The sequence below is a fragment of the Serratia sp. Ag1 genome (assembly GCF_000743355.1).
In the GTDB taxonomy this organism is placed as follows: Bacteria; Pseudomonadota; Gammaproteobacteria; order Enterobacterales; family Enterobacteriaceae; genus Chania.
In genome coordinates this window covers 238,849-255,749 of the sequence record NZ_JQEI01000002.1, presented here as the reverse complement: position 1 = coordinate 255,749, position 16,901 = coordinate 238,849, and the positions used below count along the sequence as shown (strand labels likewise).

General features: G+C 49.7%; 13 protein-coding genes and 1 CRISPR repeat array. Of the genes, 10 read left to right on the top strand and 3 right to left on the bottom strand.

Annotated features, from left to right (window positions below):
* The first annotated feature begins 109 nt into the window (after positions 1–109).
* From IV04_RS24930 to cas6f, 9 genes are all read left to right on the top strand, one after another.
* Positions 110–1,009, top strand: a complete 900-nt coding sequence (locus IV04_RS24930) for an S-type pyocin domain-containing protein (RefSeq protein ID WP_235212855.1) — start codon at positions 110–112, stop codon at positions 1,007–1,009.
* Between the two features lie 15 nt (positions 1,010–1,024).
* Positions 1,025–1,300 (top strand): hypothetical protein, encoded by a 276-nt coding sequence (locus IV04_RS01355; protein WP_037396521.1) that lies wholly within the window; start codon positions 1,025–1,027, stop codon positions 1,298–1,300.
* 179 nt (positions 1,301–1,479) lie between these two features.
* Positions 1,480–1,638, top strand: coding sequence for a recombinase family protein (locus tag IV04_RS01350; RefSeq protein WP_037396524.1), 159 nt, complete (start codon positions 1,480–1,482; stop codon positions 1,636–1,638).
* Between the two features lie 29 nt (positions 1,639–1,667).
* On the top strand, positions 1,668–2,648 hold the full coding sequence (gene cas1f / locus IV04_RS01345; RefSeq protein ID WP_037396526.1) for a type I-F CRISPR-associated endonuclease Cas1f: 981 nt from the start codon (positions 1,668–1,670) through the stop codon (positions 2,646–2,648).
* A complete protein-coding gene (gene cas3f / locus IV04_RS01340; RefSeq protein WP_037440540.1) occupies positions 2,645–5,926 on the top strand; it encodes a type I-F CRISPR-associated helicase Cas3f in 3,282 nt (1,093 codons plus the stop codon). Before cas1f ends, cas3f begins: the two co-directional genes overlap by 4 nt.
* Before the next feature lie 32 nt (positions 5,927–5,958).
* Positions 5,959–7,290, top strand: a complete 1,332-nt coding sequence (csy1, locus tag IV04_RS01335) for a type I-F CRISPR-associated protein Csy1 (RefSeq protein WP_037396300.1) — start codon at positions 5,959–5,961, stop codon at positions 7,288–7,290.
* On the top strand, positions 7,287–8,258 hold the full coding sequence (csy2, locus tag IV04_RS01330; protein WP_051916533.1) for a type I-F CRISPR-associated protein Csy2: 972 nt from the start codon (positions 7,287–7,289) through the stop codon (positions 8,256–8,258). The genes csy1 and csy2 overlap by 4 nt, the downstream gene beginning before the upstream one ends.
* An 18-nt stretch (positions 8,259–8,276) precedes the next feature.
* Positions 8,277–9,284 (top strand): type I-F CRISPR-associated protein Csy3, encoded by a 1,008-nt coding sequence (csy3, locus tag IV04_RS01325; RefSeq protein ID WP_037440538.1) that lies wholly within the window; start codon positions 8,277–8,279, stop codon positions 9,282–9,284.
* Positions 9,285–9,295: 11 nt separating this feature from the next.
* Complete coding sequence (gene cas6f / locus IV04_RS01320) at positions 9,296–9,847, top strand: type I-F CRISPR-associated endoribonuclease Cas6/Csy4 (RefSeq protein WP_037396294.1); 552 nt, start codon at positions 9,296–9,298, stop codon at positions 9,845–9,847.
* Between the two features lie 129 nt (positions 9,848–9,976).
* Positions 9,977–11,564: a CRISPR direct-repeat array (repeat unit 24 nt; unit sequence GCTGCCGTGCAGGCAGCTTAGAAA).
* A gap of 249 nt (positions 11,565–11,813) precedes the next feature.
* Here cas6f and IV04_RS01315 read toward each other — a convergent pair.
* Positions 11,814–12,713: a LysR family transcriptional regulator gene (locus tag IV04_RS01315; protein WP_037396291.1), complete on the bottom strand. Its 900-nt coding sequence runs from the start codon at positions 12,711–12,713 to the stop codon at positions 11,814–11,816.
* A 237-nt stretch (positions 12,714–12,950) separates the two neighbouring features.
* Between IV04_RS01315 and IV04_RS01310 the strand changes: the two genes are divergently transcribed.
* Positions 12,951–13,886, top strand: coding sequence for a DMT family transporter (locus tag IV04_RS01310; RefSeq protein ID WP_037396336.1), 936 nt, complete (start codon positions 12,951–12,953; stop codon positions 13,884–13,886).
* 161 nt (positions 13,887–14,047) lie between these two features.
* Here IV04_RS01310 and kch read toward each other — a convergent pair whose 3' ends face one another.
* Entirely contained in the window at positions 14,048–15,232 is a 1,185-nt protein-coding gene (gene kch, locus IV04_RS01305; RefSeq protein WP_037396288.1) for a voltage-gated potassium channel protein, read from the bottom strand.
* An 83-nt stretch (positions 15,233–15,315) separates the two neighbouring features.
* Positions 15,316–16,434 carry a hypothetical protein gene (locus tag IV04_RS01300; RefSeq protein WP_197062149.1) on the bottom strand — a complete coding sequence of 373 codons (1,119 nt, stop codon included), beginning with the start codon at positions 16,432–16,434 and terminating at the stop codon, positions 15,316–15,318.
* Between the last annotated feature and the right edge of the window lie 467 nt (positions 16,435–16,901).

The window sequence follows — 16,901 nt, the reverse complement described above, 5'->3', positions numbered from 1 at the left end:
ATTACCTCAATTGGCTGTCATTAAATTAACAGGCTATTGAGGTGTCCGGTTTTACTGATCCGCGACAAGCCAGAGTGATATTGATAAAATGCTTGGCAGGGACAGGGCCATGATGCTTGGCGTACATGCTAGCCTTATGGCCGCAGGTAAAGTCAATGTTCAGCCTGAAATGACCTCGGTCAATCTGCCTGTGCGTGGTTTTATCACGGTGGAGAATGGTCGTCAGTATGCCGCCTTGGTTAAAACGGGCATAAACGGCGTCTCTGCGAACGTGCCGGTGCTGAGGGCGGTGCGTGATGAGAAAACTGGGCTGGATAAAATCACGTTGCCTACGGTGGCAGGGGAACCGATAACCACCATCCTGATTAACCCGGTTCCGGTTGGGCCAGCAGCACCACCGCATACCGGCAACAGTTCACCGGTACCTGTCATGCCAGTGCATACCGGCACGGAAATAAAGCAGGTTGCCAGCATTGTCACAACCCCCTACCCGGTGGATGATCTCAAAGATATTCGGGATTTTATCTACTGGCAGCCTGATGCTGCGGGAACCGGTGTCGAACCGATTTATGTGATGTTGGGCAGTCTTTATGGTGAATCCAACGCCAAAGGGCAATACAGTGGCCGTGACTACCACACTGAGAAAGCAGGAGGCCCGATCCAGAACCTCGACTGGAAAGGTGCCAAGATTGACCGCGCAGGTGTGGACAAGGTGAAATTGCATACTGGCCGATTTGGTGAATCCCCAGATAACAAGGTGATGATCGAGCGCCTGGAAAAAATACTGAAGGGGGAATTGCTGGCAACCGATACTGACAAACGTTTTTATACCCATGAAATCAGGGAATTGGAGCGTTATAGGGCAGTTGGTGTTCCTGATGGAGTATCGCCTGATGACAATGGCGCTACGTGGAATAATACTCATACGGCGACGCTGGAAGACTACAAATTAAGTAGCGATCGCTCTCTGCTATACACGCCAGAAGCATTAAAAGCCGGTGATGAATAAATTTAGAGGTAATATATGATTGATTTTAAAACTATGTTTGAAAATGAACCAATCCGGGACATAGTCTTATTCTTGTCGGGACGAAAAGAAAATGGGATATCTCATCCTCAATTAGATGGATATTGCACTATGTATGGTAATAAACGCATATCAAACATTGAACTGATTTCTTTAGTGAAAAATATGCGAGAAAAAGGAGATATATCATCTAACGGAAAAAGTGGCTATAAAAAAGGCCCAAACTGGAAAGAGCCCAAATTCGTGACCGATAAAAGATACGGTATCGAATAACAGCCCACCACTTTCTGATAAATACCTCTTGAGCAACGTCCAACAAACGAGGGTTTGTTGGACGTTTTATGGCTATGTGTTTTTTGCTCATAACTGTGATGTTCGGCGTTATTTTAATCTATCTGCATTTCTATGTTCCGATATACTGCTTTTTAGCGTAATAACGGGACATTCATACCATGCTGATGGGATATGCACGGGTTTCAACCGGTGACCAGCGCCTCGATCTGCAACGCGGTGCGCTGAATCAGGCAGGCTGTGATCGTTTTTTTGAAGATACTGCCAGCGGCATTAAAGCAGAGCGGCATGGACTGGCCGAATCGCTGACCGTATTGTGATCTAGCGATTCGGTGATTGTCTGGCTGCCATGAATAATCAATTCTCGCCTTCTGATTTAAAAACCATTCTGCATTCAAAGCGTGCCAATCTTTATTATCTGCAACATTGCCGCATTCTGGTTAACGGCGGCAGAGTGGAATATGTCACAGACGAAGGTAAACAATCTTTGTACTGGAATATTCCCATTGCCAATACCACGGCAGTGATGCTGGGCACGGGAACCTCTGTCACTCAGGCCGCCATGCGTGAGTTTGCTAAAGCGGGGGTACTGGTTGGATTCTGTGGCGGTGGCGGAACGCCGCTGTTTGCCGCCAATGAAGTGGAGGTGGATGTTTCCTGGTTAACCTCACACAGCGAATACCGGCCAACGGAATATCTACAGCATTGGGTGAGCTTCTGGTTTAACGATGAAAAACGTCTGGCTGCGGCCATTGCTTTTCAGCAGCAGCGCATCGCTCAAATCCGTACCCATTGGCTTTCGGCACGTATGCAGCGCGAACAGGCGTTTGAGGTTGATGCTGCCCAGCTTAATCCGGTGCTGGACAATTTTATCCAGCGGTTATCTGCCTGTCAGAACAGTAACGATGTGCTGGCACAAGAGGCGGTCATAACTAAAGCGCTGTATAAACTGGCGGCCAATGGGGTGAAGTATGGTGAGTTCAGCCGGGCTAAGCGCGGTAGCGGTATCGACGTCGCGAACCGGTTTTTAGATCACGGTAACTATCTGGCTTATGGCCTTGGCGCGACGGCGGCTTGGGTGATTGGCCTGCCGCATGGCTTGTCGATACTGCATGGGAAAACCCGGCGCGGTGGTTTGGTGTTTGATATTGCCGATCTGATTAAAGACGCCTTAATTCTGCCTCAAGCCTTTATCGCCGCAATGGCCGGGGAAGATGAACAGCAGTTTCGCCAGCGCTGCCTCACCGGGTTTCAGCAGGCGGATGCGCTGGATGTGATGATCGATACCCTGAAGGATACCGCCGAAAGCCTGTCACAGGTGGGTAAATGAATATTTTGCTGGTTGCACAGTGCAGTAAAAAAGCCTTGATAGAAACCCGTCGTATTCTGGACCAATTTGCCGAGCGGAAAGGGGATCGTACCTGGCAAACACCGATTACCCAGGAAGGGTTGAATACGCTGCGGAAACTGCTGCGTAAAACCGCCAAGCGCAATACGGCGGTGGCTTGCCATTGGATCCGGGGGGCGAATAACACGGAACTGTTGTGGATCGTGGGTAATCTGCGCCGTTTTAATGCGCAGGGCACGGTACCGACGAACAGCACGCAGCGCGATATCTTGCGCAGCCAGGATGAAAACCAGTGGCACAATGCAGAGGTTATCGCGTTGCTGGCGGGTATTGCCGGGTTGTTTCACGATTTCGGTAAGGCTAATCGTCTGTTTCAACATAAACTCTTGAAGCCAGGAGTGGCTTTTGAGCCTTGCCGACATGAGTGGGTCTCTTTACGGCTATTTACCGCTTTTGTCGCTGAGCGGGGCGATGCGCAGTGGTTGCAGGCGTTGGCGGCGGTGAGCGCTGCGGATGAGCCAGCGCTGCTGGACAATGTGATTGCTGACGATCTGCGAACGTTACAGAACCCTTTCACCGCGTTGCCGCCGCTGGCGAAGGTGGTTGCCTGGTTGATTGTCTCGCATCATCGGCTGCCGGTTTACCCCGCTTCCCGCCGCTGGCCCGAGTATAAAAATCCCCCGGATCTTAAATTCCATACGAGTTGGCTCACCGCATGCTTTTCCCCTGGCTGGAATTCCCCGCAGTTTATGAATGACTATGCGGGAGCGGTACGCGAGCAGAACTGGCAGTTCCCGCACGGAACGCCGCTTAAAAGTGCAACCTGGTGCAGGAAGGCGCAGGAAATTGCCCGGCGTGCTCTGCAAACTCATGCGCTCTACAACGGTGCAGGATGGTTTGAACAGCGCTTTACGCTGCATCTTTCTCGTCTGGTGCTGATGCTGGCAGATCACTTTTATTCAGCACAGCCCGCGACGGAAAAGTGGCAAGATCGCAACTATGCCGCTTTTGCCAACACCGATCGCACCACCAAAGAGCTTAAACAGCGGCTGGATGAACATAACGTTGGTGTTGCTCATAATGCTTTCCTGCTGGCCCGTAGTTTACCTGCGCTGCGAGCGTCCTTACCGGCGATAACCCGGCATAAAGACTTTAAAAAGCGTGCGACCGAAAACCGGTTCCGTTGGCAGGATAAGGCCTATGATCTTGCCTGTTCGTTAAGGGAACAGACTCGGCGGCAAGGTTTTTTTGGCGTCAATATGGCGTCAACCGGCTGCGGCAAGACGTTCGCCAACGCGCGGATGATGTATGGCTTGGCGGATGAGACCTTGGGTTGCCGTTTCAGCGTGGCGTTGGGGTTACGGACGCTGACGTTGCAGACCGGTGAGGCGCTGCGCGATAGGCTGCATCTACAGGATGATGACCTGGCCGTTATGATGGGTTCTGCCGCCGTCAAGGAGCTTAATCAGCAGGAACAAGCGCGGGCTCCAGGCAGCGAGTCGGCAGATGACCTGTTTGCCGAACATATGTATGTCAAATACGACGGTAGCCTGGAGGATGGCCGCCTAAGCCGCTGGCTGAAAGAAAGCCCAAAACTACAGCAATTGCTGAGCGCCCCGATCCTCGTCAGCACTATCGACCATCTGATGCCTGCAACGGAAGGTGTCCGAGGGGGCAAGCAGATCGCGCCGATGCTGCGCTTGCTAACGTCGGATCTGGTGCTGGACGAACCCGATGACTTTGACCAAGCCGATCTTCATGCGTTATGTCGGCTGGTTAACTGGGCGGGGATGCTGGGGAGCCGGGTATTGCTCTCATCAGCAACATTACCACCGGCCCTGATTGTGGCGTTATTTGAAGCCTACCAGCGCGGGTGGATGGATTATGCCAGCGTTAACGGCGAACCGAACCCACCAGGCGAGATTTGCTGTGCCTGGGTGGATGAATATGGCACCAGCCACGGCAGCATTGCAGGCCGGGAAAGCTTTAAACAACAGCATTGGGCTTTTGTTCTGCAACGTGCGCAGAATTTGCTGAGCCGACAGCAAGTGCTGCGTAAGGTTAGGCTGGTGGCCGTCAGCGGCAAGCATGATAGCAAGCTGGAAGCGGTGCGCTCGATAGTTAGTGTGATCCAACAGCAGATGTCGCTTCTGCATCAAGCCCACCATCAGTGCCACCCATCGGGGAAACGGGTTTCTATCGGTCTGGTACGCATTGCCAATATCGATCCGCTAGTGGCGCTCGCTTCAGCATTGATGGCGAAGGCACCAGAAGCAAATTATCGGATTCACTACTGTGTTTACCACAGCCAGCATCCCTTGGCGCAGCGCTCCCATATCGAATCCCGGCTTGATGCGGCGTTGACACGTTACGATCCTGACGCACTCTGGCATCAGCCAGAAATTCAGGCGGCGATACAACAGGCACCGGAAGAGAATCAGTTGTTTGTGGTGCTGGCAACCTCGGTGGCAGAGGTGGGGCGCGATCATGATTACGATTGGGCGATAGTCGAACCCAGTTCCATGCGATCACTGATTCAACTGGCGGGGCGGGTACAGCGGCATCGGCAGCACCCACCCGAGACGGAGAATATCGTTATTCTCACGCACAACATTAATGCCTTGGCCGGGAAGGTGCTGGCTTACCGTCACCCCGGTTTTGAAAGCCAGGAACGCCGCTTTTCCAGCCACGATCTCTCCGTATTGCTGCGTGACATCAAGTACCAGGAAATTAATGCGTTACCGCGTATTTTATCACCAGAGCCACTTAAACTGAAAGAGCAATACGACAACTTTACCGAGCTGGAACATGCTCAACTGCGGTGCATCTTATTCCAGGACAAGCGCGGCGAGCAGCCCCTGCTCAGCGCTTCCCGCTGGTGGTTGGATCAGCCCACCTGGCATGCGGAGTTTCAGCGTCTTACCCCGTTCCGCCAATCGGCAGAGGATGAGCAGTATTTTCTTTATCTGGAGGAGATCGGTGAGGTTGCCGATTTTCGCTTATATGACATGCATGCCAGGCCGCCTTGCTATGTACCGGTTGATGTTATTGAGCCGGTAGAGCTGGCGTTGGCTGCGGGTAATCAGCCTTGGTTCAAGTTGGATGCCGACACTGTTTACCCGCTGTTGGCTGAACGATTTGATCGGGAACTCAACGAAATCAGCGCCCGCTATGGCGAGATCCGCTTGCGGAAAGCGGAGAGTACCTCCGTAGCATGGCGATATCATCCGGTGTTAGGCGTGTTCCGCGCCCTTGAGTAAGGCACGGGCTACATTAATGTGAGGATCACTTTATGGAATATACCGGGCTCTCAGCAGCCATTGCTGGTTATATCGATGAGCGACGAAGAGTTAAACAGGAACCTGTAGAGAAAAGCTGCGAAAAAGCGCTAAAGGAGGAGCCAGAGGCAGCGAGACGAGTAGCAATCAATACGGAATATCAGGCGCAGCTCCAGGCTCTGGATCATCAGTTTGCCTATATTCCCTGGTTAACCGAGGCGGCTAAACGAGCTAAACAGATCAGCCTGGTGACTCACGCACTGAAGTTTACCCATGGTGACGCAAAGGGGAGCGGTGTGCTGGATGCCAGAGAGCCAAGCATTGCCAAAGGCTATCTCTCCACATTGGCGTTGAACCAACTGGAAACCGATGCAATTGGCAACGCCGCCGCTTTGGACGTGGCCAAACTATTGCAGCTCACCGCGAATGGCACCAGCGTAGCGGAGCGTATCGCGCAGGATGATATCTCTCCTTTCGCCCCTTTTACCGCCGATCCACAGCAGTTAGAACAATGGCTGGCCGGTTTTAAGCTGGCGCTGGTGGATAAAGATCTCAGTTCGCACACTCTCGCCAAACAGATCTTCTTCCCCATCAATCAACAAAACTACCATCTGTTAAGCCCTTTATTTCCTTCTTCTCTGGCGCATGCAATCTATGGCCGTATTGGGCAGAGTCGCTTTGGTGAACAGGCCAAAGAGATCCGCGAAGCGAAAAAGGCCGGGAAATATCATAATGAACTGCAAGTCAGTTATCCCGGTACGGCAATCCAGTCTTACGGTGGCTCTAAACCGCAAAATATATCCATCCTGAACAGTATGCGTGGCGGCAAAATGCTGCTGCTCTCCTGCGCACCGCCCAACTGGCGTGGCCGCTTAACCCCTCCCGGCGGCAAAGATATCTTGCAGAGCAGTGAATTTAACCGCCGTACCTGGCAACAGGTCGGTCAACTGAAAAGCTACCTACTCAGTGTGGCGGATAAAGAGAGTACGTTGGAGATCCGCCAGCAGCGTGGGCGTTATGTGCTGGCGCTGGTGGATACCTTATTGAGTTACGCCGCTGAGATACAGTCCCTGACCGAATTGGCCGGGTGGAGTTCGCATCCTGACTGTAACTTACTTGCTGCGCAGAGAATATGGCTCGATCCGCATAATCCTGCCGCAGAATTTCAGCTGCAACGCAGTAAAAATGCCTGGCCGGGTGAGATCGCCAAGCAGTTTGCTTCTTGGTTGAATAGAAAACTGGAGCATCAGCGGATGACCTTTGCCCAAGCCGAAAGTCAGGCCTGGCAGAAGGTTTTCAGTCAACGCCTCAGGGAATTTGATCTCGGGCGGAGGGAAGAAGCATGAGCACATTAATCACCTTGCGCCACCTTCAGGTCAGCAACGTCAACACCATTGCCGGGCTGACTTACGGTTTCCCTGCCATCACTCAACTCTTGGGTTATACCCATGCGCTATCGCGCAAGCTCCAGCAGAGCCATGGTCTAGAACTGCGGGGTTGTGCGGTGGTGTGCCATCACCATCAGATCCAGGCCTATCAGCCTTCGGGATGGGGGGATTATGTGTTTGGATTAACGCGTAACCCGCTGACAAAAGAAGGAAATACGACCCCTATTGTTGAAGAGGGGCGAATGCAGATGGAGATTTCGTTGGTGATGGAGTGCCGGGGGCTGATTTCTGGCGGTGAAGCAGGCATTGCGGCGCTGCGTGAGCATCTATTGCCGTTGTGCCAGAGCCAGCGATTAGCTGGTGGGACGATTAACGGGCTACAGGATATCGATATTGTGGCTTTCCCGACGACGATACAGGAACGAACGCGCTTTACCCGGCGTCTGCTACCGGGCTTTGTACTGCTCGATCGTTCCTCCCTGTTGCAGCAGCACCTGTTACGCCTACAGCAAAACCAACCTGAGGCCGATCTGTTGGATGCCTGGCTCGACTTCTCGGCGCTGAAATATCAGGCGGTGCCTGTGCAAGATGAGAATGGCGTACTGGATGAAAACAACAAAGCGCAGTGGGTTTATCAGCCCAAGCCAGCCAGCGGTTGGCTGGTGCCGATGATGACCGGATTCCGTGCTATTTCGCCTTGTTATGAACCGGGCGTGGTGAACAACAGCCGCGATCGGGCGACGCCTTTTCGTTTCGCAGAGGCGGTCTACGGCATTGGTGAATGGAAAAGCCCACACAGTATTGACGATTTACGGCAGATGTTTTGGCAATACCATTGCGATCAGGACTGGTATCTGTGCCAGGCACAACCTGACGCGGCGACAGATGGCATTTCTCAACTCGAAGAAGATTTCGATTTTTTCTGATGAAAAAGGAATTGGATCATGGCAACTAACACATTAAAAACGGCATCGGTGCTGGCATTTGAAAGCAAGTTGGCTTGTTCTGACGCGATTATGGCGGCGGGGAATTGGCAAAATAGGGCGGATGTCACCGGTTGGCAGCCTATTCTGGTGCAGGAAAAGGCGGTGCGCGGCACGATCTCCAACCGTTTGAAAGCCGCTATCAGTAGCGATTCTGCGAAATTGGACGCAGAGATTCAAAAAGCCAACCTGCAAACCGTGGATGTGGCGGCATTACCTTTTGATTGTGACACGCTAAGAGTGAGCTTTACCCTGCGCGTACTCGGTGGGCTGGCGACGCCGTCTACCTGTAATGATCCTGACTATCAGGCCGCGCTGGCCGCAGTGATTCAGGGCTATGTTGCCCGCCAGGGATTCGGTGAACTTGCCGGGCGTTATGCCACCAATATTGCCAGTGGCCGCTTTCTGTGGCGTAACCGTGTTGGCGCGGAACAGGTTGAGGTACGGGTGAATGGTGGTGGCCGTTCTTGGGTATTTGACGGTTACGCGCACAATTTGCATGAGTTCCCGCCGGTGGTTGGCGATCTGCTGGAGTTAAGCAAAACCATAGAAGCGGGCCAGCATGGGCAGCAATATACCTTTATTGAGGTTCAGGCGTTTGTCCGGCTGGGGCAGGGGCAGGCGGTTTACCCTTCGCAAGAGTTGGTGATGGGGGGCGGGAAAGGGGATAAGAGCAAATTCTTGTTCCAACTGAATCAGGTAGCCGCCATGCACTCGCAAAAAATTGGTAATGCTTTGCGTACCATTGATACCTGGCACCCAGAGTCGGCGGAGGTCGGCGCGATCGCGGTAGAGCCTTATGGTTCGGTTACCAATCGCGGCAAGGCTTACCGGCAACCGCGCGAGAAGCTGGATTTTTATAACTTGCTGGATGCTTGGGTATTGAAAGGCAAAGAGCCTGATGTGGCACAGCAGCACTATGTCATGGCTATGTTGATTCGCGGTGGCGTCTTTGGTGATGCAAGCTAAGCGAGGTGATTATGGATCACTATTTGGATATTCAGGTTCAACCCGATCTGGAAACCTCGGCACAGGATTTGCTCAATAATCTGTTTGCCAAATTACACCGTGCATTAGGGCATTATGCAGCAGGGAAAATAGGCGTTAGCTTTCCTGGCAGTGATAAGACTCTGGGCAGCGTGCTGCGTTTACACGGTTCGGTGCAGGATATTGAGCATCTGATGCAGCAAAGTTGGTTACAAGGCTTGCGTGACTATGTTCGCTGCAGTGCGGTATTGCCAGTGCCTGAGGCGGTGCAATACCGCACGGTGAGGCGAGTACAGGCAAAAAGCGCTCATAACAAGCGGCAGCGCTCGATTGCCAAAGGGTGGTTAACTGAGCAGCAGGCGTTTGAACAAATACCGGATACCCAGCAGAGATCGCTCCGGTTGCCGTTTATTCAACTGCGTAGCCTTTCGAACGGCAATACGATGCGAATTTATATTCAGCATGGTGAATTGCAGGAACAAGCTCAGCCGGGGAATTTCTCTGCCTATGGTTTAAGTAGCAGTACCACCGTCCCCTGGTTTTAACCCTTTTTTTGCCACTATTGCTAACTGATTGTTTTGTAATGGTGTAATGAGAGGGCTAGAAAAAAGGGTTTTCCAGCCAGTGCTCTGATTTATGTTTAATAAACAGGGTACTGGCGTATTTTTATTACAGTTTGCTGCCGTGCAGGCAGCTTAGAAAAAGCAGCTGAAGCGTTGAAGCTGATGGCCAGCGTTTGCTGCCGTGCAGGCAGCTTAGAAAACTATGAGGCGATTAACTATCTCTTTCGCCTCGTTTGCTGCCGTGCAGGCAGCTTAGAAATTGCCGCCAACCCTGCACGGTATAGGTCACCTGTTTGCTGCCGTGCAGGCAGCTTAGAAATGCGTCGGGTGAGCAACCTCTTTGCTGCGTTTGTTTGCTGCCGTGCAGGCAGCTTAGAAAATGACCCAAAAATATGACTTTAAAGCGCTGAAGTTTGCTGCCGTGCAGGCAGCTTAGAAATTCCGCCACGTCAGCGCCGATGGCGTAATCCTGTTTGCTGCCGTGCAGGCAGCTTAGAAAATCCGATGGCATGAGTTCAATTCCAGGACATAGTTTGCTGCCGTGCAGGCAGCTTAGAAAGCCATGGAACGTGCGGGCGGTCGGGCTTATCTGTTTGCTGCCGTGCAGGCAGCTTAGAAATTGCAGGTAGAGCGGGTTTGGTTTGATGCCATGTTTGCTGCCGTGCAGGCAGCTTAGAAATTCAATACTCTGGTACTGGCGAATCATGTCCAGTTTGCTGCCGTGCAGGCAGCTTAGAAATGCACCCGGCGCATACGTTCCTGAATGACCGGGTTTGCTGCCGTGCAGGCAGCTTAGAAAAGATTGACAGTGATTTCCTGATCCCCTCTGATGTTTGCTGCCGTGCAGGCAGCTTAGAAAATTCAGGTATTTAGCCTGTGGAGGATTTGACTGTTCGCTGCCGTACAGGCAGCTTAGAAAAGAGTATTTTGGGCCACCAGCACCAACCAACAGTTCGCTGCCGTACAGGCAGCTTAGAAATACCTGCTGAACAGGCGAGAGCAAATAAAGCGGTTCGCTGCCGTACAGGCAGCTTAGAAATTAACTTGCTGCGGCGTTGCCTTTTGCAGACCGTTCGCTGCCGTGCAGGCAGCTTAGAAAATAAGCACTGCCGAGCAAATGCTCAGGTTGCTGTTCGCTGCCGTGCAGGCAGCTTAGAAAGGAGATTGCTACAGCGCCAGATATGACTGCGCGTTCGCTGCCGTGCAGGCAGCTTAGAAACGGTTGGCTCAGGGGATGGGATATCGAATAACGTTCGCTGCCGTACAGGCAGCTTAGAAAAGCCAGTGGCACGCGCGGTAATGACAGTCCGGGTTCGCTGCCGTACAGGCAGCTTAGAAATATCATCGCATGGATTGAACACGGTGACATAAGTTCGCTATCGTGCAGGCAGCTTAGAAACATGCCACCCTGCCCGTGGCCGATGATGTGATGTTCGCTACCGTGCAGGCAGCTTAGAAAGTTAAAGCCCGTCTGCCCAATGCGAGCAATCAGTTCGCTGCCGTGCAGGCAGCTTAGAAATCTCCCAGACGGGAAAAGCTGAATCGGCTATGGTTCGCTGCCGTACAGGCAGCTTAGAAACTGAACTGGTCCGGGCATTTGCAAAAATCGGTGTTCACTGCCGTGCAGGCAGCTTAGAAATGAGACTGACGCTTTCGAGCGGTCACACAAACGTTCGCTGCCGTACAGGCAGCTTAGAGTCTAAACTCAGGGTTGAAATTACGTCTGTTATTTCTGGTCATTGTGTAATCTGTTTCGATAATGAGGTGATGAGATCACCTCTATTCAGGTGGCCAAATTCAGTATTCCACTTCACAAGGCCATCTACATGGCCCGGGGCAAAAAGTGATTTCTCTGGTGCTGGAGTTGGTAGCGAAAAATGGAATATACCGATTCAGAACTGGCGGTTACACAATATTACGGGCAGGCTCAACTCTGGTATCTAGAATTTTACTTGCCGACAATATCATACTGCTCCACATGACTAATAAAGGCTCGTAAGCGGGCAGGGATATAGTTCTTGTCTCTAAACATAAGATAAGTTGGTCTAAGCCCGCCATGCCAATCCGGCAATATGTGTACCAGTTCCCCATTGTCAATCAGTGATTTAACAAATTGAAAGGGTGCTAAACAAATCCCCAAGCTTTTCTTTGCCGCTCGGATAACCAACTCGGTATCATCCACCACCATATACGGGGTGGTTGAAATAAGATACTCGTTACCTGAGGCTTTATTGGTAATCTGCCATTCAGTGTCAGATCTTGGCATAATCAACTTATGTTGATTAACCAAGTCACTGGGTGCTAATGGGACCGTGTTTTTAGAAAAATATTCTATTGATGCACAGAAAACATAATGTGAGCTCATGATTTTCTTGGCTATCCAATTGCTATCCTTCAACCTTCCTACTCTAATAGCTGCATCAATATTGAGAGATTCGAGATCAATCACTCTGTTCGTTACCATTAAATCAATGCTGATATCTGGGTATTTTTTCATAAAGTCAAAAATACAATCACCAACCCATTGATGGGTAAGATTTATTGGTGCAGTAATGGCCAACTTGCCCGTTAAGCTATGATGATAGTCTTCAAGTAATGTTGTGGCAGACAGACATTCGGCTAGAGGGCCGACACAGCTATCGTAATACATACGGCCTAGAGGCGTGAGAGCGATCATTCGGGTTGAACGATTAAGAAGACGACCGCCGATACATTGTTCAAGTTTTGTTATTCGGCGGCTTAAGGTTGGTAAGGGAATCTCAACCATTTCAGATACTTTTGTCAAGCTCCCGGCATTCACCACACTTATAAACAAGTTCAGGTCATCCAGGGAAATTTTATCTTTCATTTATGAAATTCACCTATTCAGTTTCAGCTCTTATCCTCAATAGAGAAATGTTATAGTATTTAAATCAAGATATAAACATCATATTATCTTTTTAACTTAAATATCCTCGCCATCCTTCGATTTCTTGGGTTATTGCTTACGTTGACGTTGCTGACACTGTAAGTTACTTATTGAAAGCATCTAGAAATGCACTTGCATCTTCTATTGTTCTTGACGCAGCACTTTGGAGATAGTTATATGAATAAACCCCTTGTTTTACTTTGTGTTGTTCTCTCTACTTTTTTCTGGGGATCGAACTTCAATGTTGCAGCATTAATTGTCAATCATGTTTCCCCTATGATGGCGGCAACTGAGCGGTTTGTTATTGCGAGTATCATGATATTAGCTGTTCTTTTTTTGCGGGAGAAAAATAATTGGGCTGCTTTGAAAAGAAATTATCTGGCTTTTATCTTACTAGGTCTTTGCGGTATCACTGGTTTTAATTTGGCTTTCTTTATTGGATTGCAAACCACTACGCCAATAAATGGTGCACTTATTATGGCAACCTCTCCGATTACAACAGCACTGCTTTTCACGCTCTGTGAGCGGCAGAGATTATCGGTTATGCAATGTGTTGGTATGTTGATCAGTTTATTGGGTGTTTTATTGGTCATTAGCAAAGGGTCCATTGGTAATTTACTCAATATGCAATTTAATCAAGGTGATATAATTATTTTTCTTGGGAATATTGCATGGGCTGCTTATACAGTTGGTTGTCGTAAATACAGTGTTGGCGCTACGCCATTGCAAATAACCAGTTTTACAATGCTGTTTGGTACGTTAGGTATTGTGATGTTTGCTTACTATACAGAAGGTACATTTGGCAGTTTGTATAATATTTCCGTATTTAATCATGTGGCATTAATCTACATGGGGATTGCTGGGTCGGTGTTAGCCTATTTGTTCTGGAATGTAGGGGTGAAAAATTTAGGTGCGGCAAACACCGCTGTTTTCTTCAATCTTGTACCCGTATTCACTATGATTTTAGCGATACTGAATAATATTCTACCAACCAGTTTGCAGATCTCGGGGGCTGTTTTAGTCATCACGGGTGTTATTTGCGCAACACAGTCTTATAAACTGTTTTTTCGCCCCAAGCCGTTAGTCGTATCGAGTGTCAACCCGACTCGATAAATTGAATGAGTAATGAGGAATAAAGTAAGAGCGTTACTGGTGTCCAAGATACTCAGCCTATCATCGCACCCTTGGTGCGCCAGGCTCGAGTATCTCGGGTTAAAAGACGGCTTTGTCATCAACCTCAGAGCCTATTTCAATAGGCTCTCGGAGTATAAAGGTTATTTACCCTTAGGGTCTTCTGGGGCGTTGCTGAAAAAGGTATCAAGATTAAGGTCGTTATTAATCGTTTCACCATTCAGAGAACGTACCAGCAATTCGCTGCCCAGTAGTTGGAGTGAAAGTACGGCATCAGGTTTTACCCGTTTGATCTTGCTCATATTCTGGCTTTCATTAACCAAAGCGATCGTTTTTGTCTCTAATCCACCGGCCTCTTTGGCGGCCAGGATAATAAAGGCATTAACCGCATCGCTTTCAGTCAAAGCAACGATATATTTTGCCTTTGCAGCCCCTGCCAATGTCAGCGTTGTAACAGAAGAGGGGTCGCCTTCAACCACGTCTGCGTGTTCAGGAAAAAGCGCTTTATTCCCTGGTTCACAAACCAGGGTGACGTTACCGCCGCTTTTAATCAGCCCTTGATAAACATTTTGTGCCAGTGAAGAGGTGCCGATAATGATGTAGTGGTTTCTGCGTATCATGTGAGTGAATCGCCCTTTCATAATGTGCTGAAGATTTTGACTGATTAGCGTACCGGCAACGGAAGCTATAGAGGCGGCAAAGACCGTAATACCAAAGATAATCACCGTCAGCGTGAACATGCGCGCCGACGTGGTGTGTGGAATGATATCGCCGAAGCCGACAGTAGACATGCAAACAATGGCGAAATAGAACGCCGTTGGCAGGTCGGTGATCTTGGGCGTGAACTGCTCGCCAATGTACAACGTCCCCAACATGCTATAGACAATCAGCGAAGCCATACTGGCGATGGCAAAAAAACTGGTGCTCCCCAGGCTGTGGTGATCAAAACGACGCCAGAAGATGGCTAACCCTGCGATAGTGAGCAGCGAATACCACACCAAGGTTGTGACTTGTTTAAAGATAAAGATGTCGACGATGACGATGCAACCAAGCAACATCAACGCAAAGAACCAGGCCAGACGCGCCCTGAAAAGCAGGATAATCGCCATAAAAATCAGCACTACGCCGATCATTAAACGGGGAATATCCATGGTGTCGAGAAACCCCATAGCCTCATGCCAGGAGTTGGCGCTATTTAAAAAGTCATGAGAGTGTTGCAGCAACTGCCACAGGATCGGGCTAAGTATTAAATACCCATTATGCGCAACCATGAGCGCCACAATAAATGTTACAGGTATGAAGCGTTCTATCTTGTTCAGGATCCTCATTAATCTCACCTGTTTTCCACACGATCTATACCCATCATACTTCAAGTTGCTTGTATGACGGGTATAAACTGCCTGGGCAGGAGTCAGATTTTGATATAGATTTGCCGACGATACAGCATTGAACTGATCGACCAGTTAATGCCGAGGAACAGCAGCGCGTAAGCCAGTGAACTCGGGTAGTCGCCTAATAGAGGTCTCAGTACGCCGTCGTAGACGAGTTGGTGAATCGTGACCAATGAGTCGTAACTGCCAAACGGGATAGTGTTCAGCAGCAGCGAAAGAAAGGCTGCGTTAACGTAGATAAACAGCGGGTTAATACCGAACGCTTCAAAAGGCCGACTCCAGGTGACTTTGCCCTGAATATCAATAATCCACATGAGCAGTGCGAGGAAAGATGAAGCCAAGCCACAAGTCACCAGGACAAAGCTTGGTGACCAGATCTTTTTATTAATTGGGCAACCATAGCTGAGTAAAAAGCCGATGAAGGTCAGACTGGTGCCTATAATAAATAGCGTTTGTACTTTCTGCTGAATATCCTTGGTGCGTGCGAGTATTTTGCCGCAATAAAAACCTAGCAGGACATGTGCGATTGCCGGGAGCGTGCTGAGCAAGCCTTCTGGGTCAATTGCCAATCCGGCATCTTTGTACATATGATTGACGCCGAGAACGGCTTGGTCGAGCCGCGAAATAATATTTTGCTCGCTTTGTTCAAACCCATTGCCTGCCAGCAAAATTGCAAAATATCCCAGCAGCAGCGTAACAATGATATGCGGGATATATTTGTGGTTCACCAAGAGGGCAATAATTGCGGTAGCTGCGTAACAGATAGCTAATCGCTGCATCACGCCTAAAATACGGATATGTTCAAAATTCCACAGTGAAGGCCCTATTCGCAGCCAGAATTCAACACCCTCAGCGGTCAGTTTGTAAGAGGTCCTGAGAAAAAGGGCAAACCAGGCAATGAATAAGCCAATCATAAAGATCACCAGGGTGCGGGTCAGAATTTTGCTGATATTCGCTGAACTGGCGGAGAACTGGCTTTTCTGTAAAGAAATATAAGTGGAGATACCCATAATGAACATAAAGAATGGGAACACCAGATCGGTTGGTGTCAGCCCATGCCAGGCGGCATGGCCGAGAGGAGCATAAACGTAGCTCCAGGAACCCGGGTTATTGACGAGAATCATTCCTGCGATGGTCATACCTCGTAAGACATCTAAGGAAAGTAAACGATTATGAGAACTGGAGTTTTTCGGCATGATATCTTGTTGTCCTGAAATTAAAAAGGGCCAGTATGCATAGTGCATGAATCACAATCAGATCTGCAAAAATAGAGTGGTGTGGCATTAAATTCATTGTAATTCATGCTATTGTGGATTTTTTGCCGTTTTAACAGACGTCGATATATGTACTAGTAAACAGGATGGTTTGATGCCATTCCCGTCACAACTCAGAAAAAAACAGTCACCAATGATTAATTTAGTTAAGGTTTTTATCCGTATGAGCAGTTGTGGGGGCAAGGTTGACTGAATTTTGTGCGGAGCCTCTACGGGAAAGCACTTGCCCATGGTTAGCGACCACCAGCGAGTGCGAGGCGGGAGGGTGACATGCCCTTCCGGGGGCGATTTCTTGCCGATATCGCCCGGAAACTTTTGCTTACCTCTCGTCA

What these genes read in the sequence shown, in the direction of transcription:
- cas1f (WP_037396526.1), top strand. Translation starts at nt 1,668, where the DNA reads ATGAATAATCAATTCTCGCCTTCTGATTTAAAAACCATTCTGCATTCA.
- IV04_RS24930 (WP_235212855.1), top strand. Translation starts at nt 110, where the DNA reads ATGATGCTTGGCGTACATGCTAGCCTTATGGCCGCAGGTAAAGTCAAT.
- IV04_RS01315 (WP_037396291.1), bottom strand. Translation starts at nt 12,713, where the DNA reads ATGAAAGATAAAATTTCCCTGGATGACCTGAACTTGTTTATAAGTGTG.
- cas6f (WP_037396294.1), top strand. Translation starts at nt 9,296, where the DNA reads ATGGATCACTATTTGGATATTCAGGTTCAACCCGATCTGGAAACCTCG.
- kch (WP_037396288.1), bottom strand. Translation starts at nt 15,232, where the DNA reads ATGAGGATCCTGAACAAGATAGAACGCTTCATACCTGTAACATTTATT.
- IV04_RS01300 (WP_197062149.1), bottom strand. Translation starts at nt 16,434, where the DNA reads ATGACCATCGCAGGAATGATTCTCGTCAATAACCCGGGTTCCTGGAGC.
- csy2 (WP_051916533.1), top strand. Translation starts at nt 7,287, where the DNA reads ATGAGCACATTAATCACCTTGCGCCACCTTCAGGTCAGCAACGTCAAC.
- cas3f (WP_037440540.1), top strand. Translation starts at nt 2,645, where the DNA reads ATGAATATTTTGCTGGTTGCACAGTGCAGTAAAAAAGCCTTGATAGAA.
- IV04_RS01355 (WP_037396521.1), top strand. Translation starts at nt 1,025, where the DNA reads ATGATTGATTTTAAAACTATGTTTGAAAATGAACCAATCCGGGACATA.
- IV04_RS01310 (WP_037396336.1), top strand. Translation starts at nt 12,951, where the DNA reads ATGAATAAACCCCTTGTTTTACTTTGTGTTGTTCTCTCTACTTTTTTC.
- csy1 (WP_037396300.1), top strand. Translation starts at nt 5,959, where the DNA reads ATGGAATATACCGGGCTCTCAGCAGCCATTGCTGGTTATATCGATGAG.
- IV04_RS01350 (WP_037396524.1), top strand. Translation starts at nt 1,480, where the DNA reads ATGCTGATGGGATATGCACGGGTTTCAACCGGTGACCAGCGCCTCGAT.
- csy3 (WP_037440538.1), top strand. Translation starts at nt 8,277, where the DNA reads ATGGCAACTAACACATTAAAAACGGCATCGGTGCTGGCATTTGAAAGC.